Origin of the sequence: Actinomadura sp. KC216 (assembly GCF_004348535.1) — a bacterium.
Taxonomy (GTDB): domain Bacteria; phylum Actinomycetota; class Actinomycetes; order Streptosporangiales; family Streptosporangiaceae; genus Spirillospora.
In genome coordinates this window covers 1-2,228 of sequence record NZ_SMJX01000582.1, presented here as the reverse complement: position 1 = coordinate 2,228, position 2,228 = coordinate 1, and the positions used below count along the sequence as shown (strand labels likewise).

Here is a 2,228-nt window from a genome sequence, read left to right as displayed (position 1 = left end):
GACAGGGTCGGCGGGGGGACTGGCGCGTAGCGCGGTCAGGGTCTGCTGCCAGGCCGGTCCGGTGGAGGGCGGCAGGCAGCGGGTGAGGTAGTCGGCGGCGGCCGCCGGCGTCAGCGGGAGCGGTTCCAGCACGGCGGCGGAGCGAAGCACACCCCCGCCGGCGGCGGTGATCGCGGTGCTGAACTCGGCGGTGCGGCTGGTGAGGATGAGCTGGTCGTCCCCGCGCAGGGAGCGCCGCAGAGCGGTGATCATCGCGGTTTGGGCGGGCGGGGGCAGTTCGTCCAGCCCGTCCAGGACCGGCAGGACGTGCCTGCGCCCGGCCAGGGCCTGTACCACGTCGGCGCCCAGTCCCGGTGCGCGTAGCGCTGGATAGTCGCTGGTGAGCCGGTCGGCGATCCAGTCCTGCAGGCGGGGGTGGCGTCGGGTGTCCCAGCCGGTCACCGGGAGCAGCACCGGGACCGGTTCGTCGTCGGTGCGGGTGGCCAGCAGGTGCAGCAGCAGCTGCATCGCCAGCGTGGTCTTGCCGGTGCCGGGTCCGCCCAGGATCACCAGCCGGCGGCGCTGGGTGCGGCGGAACCGTTCGGCCAGGGTGCCGATGTCGGCGCTGGAGCCCGTCCACCACAACCGCGCCGACCCGTCCGCACGCCCACCGGACGGATCGATGTTGACGGCCCGGTCCATCAGCTCGGCCGCCTGCGGGGTTCGCCACCGCACCGGGATCGGGTCGGGATCATCCAGCGACCGCAGGTGCGCCTCGTCCTTCCACTGCTGGTCCACCAGCTCGGCCAGCAGCTCCTTGGCCTGCGCCAGGCTGCCTGCGGCCGGCGCGGCGGCACCGAGCCGGCGGGAGCGTTGCCGGGCCCACCGCACCGTGGCGACGATGGCCACCGCGGCGGGGAGCACGAAACCCCCGGTCAGCGGCGCGCGCTTCGCCGCCTCCGCGAACCAGTCATGGCCCTCGCCCAACCCCAGGCCGAAAGTCACGCCGGCCAGCACCAGCACCCCGGCCACCGCCGCCACGACCGCCAGCCACGGCGGCCAATCCCTGCCCTTACCCACATCGCCATCCTGGTGCCAATGCCCCGCAGCGCGCAGACAAAGGGGTGTACGGGCTGGTCAGCGGGCGAGGTGGCGGGAGATGACGAGGCGCTGAATCTGGTTGGTGCCCCTCGAATATCTGCATGGACCTTAGGGTGACAGAACGGCATGACAACTTCGGCGTCCTTTTCACGCTCATGGAGATGCTCGGTACGACCCTGTTTACCTGCGCGTATCGACAGGGCCTGAGCGGCACGCGCTCCGGTTGGGGGCAGTGTGGGCGGTGGACCGGACATCCGTTGCCGACCCTTTCTGCGACGTTTCGGGAGACGATTGGGAGACGCTTGAGCTCTCGTCTCCCGCGGCGCTCGGTCAGCAGCGCGTTCACCAATGGCACGGACGACCCCGGTGCGAGAGCGAGGCGCTCGTCGAGGGTCTGCTCCCACCGAGCCTGCAACCTGGCGCGCAGTTCCTCTCGCATGAGGGGCGGCACGTGGGCGTAGGTGCCGCCGATGCCCGGAAGGGTGTGCCCAAGCCTGTCGTAGGCGAGCACCCTCGGAGTTCCGATCTCATCGAGCAGGACCCTGTGTGAATGCCGTAGGCCATGCGGAGTCAGGCTGGCCTTCGTCGGCAACCAGCAGGCCAGCTCCCAGTGACGTAGGTGCCCGGCGTCGCGGGCGGCGGTGATGCCCGGTCCGTGGGGTCTTGGTCGGCCGCCCAGACGCCGACCGGCACTGGGTCCCTTTCCATGCCGCGCAGCGGGGACAGTCCACCTCCTCTGCCTCGGTGATCGGCAGGGCATAGCGGGGGACTTCGCGCAGGACCGGTGGTTCCCAATCAACCCCCGTCGCGGTCGGCCACACTGGTGCGAGCGGTACGCCCGGGAAGCCGGATGAGCAGTCGACCATCACCGGCCGAGGTGGCCGGCCATCCCGCGGCGGCCTCGCGGGACCATAACCGGTAACCGCCTGCACCCAGGGAAAGTCCCTGTAGGTGCTGTGGAGGTGGTGGCCGGCCCGAACCTCCGCTCGGGCCTCCCTGCCCGGGGGCGGCCTGGGCGGTATCGGTAAGGTTTGTGGTGGCATGAACTGATGCGAGGTGCCCCCATGCGGGGGAGAATCGGGAAGCCGGTGGAATTCCGGCACGGGCCCGCCGCGGTAACCGGGTAGTCGCCGTCCACGCGCGTTTCG

General features: G+C 71.2%; 1 protein-coding gene and 1 riboswitch. The gene reads right to left on the bottom strand.

The window, feature by feature from the left end; all coding sequences use genetic code 11:
- The coding region (locus tag E1264_RS42180; RefSeq protein ID WP_132183139.1) for an NACHT domain-containing protein at window positions 1–1,059 on the bottom strand (1,059 nt) is incomplete at its 3' end.
- A gap of 1,058 nt (window positions 1,060–2,117) precedes the next feature.
- Window positions 2,118–2,228, top strand: a riboswitch (cobalamin riboswitch). This riboswitch is flagged as partial in the annotation.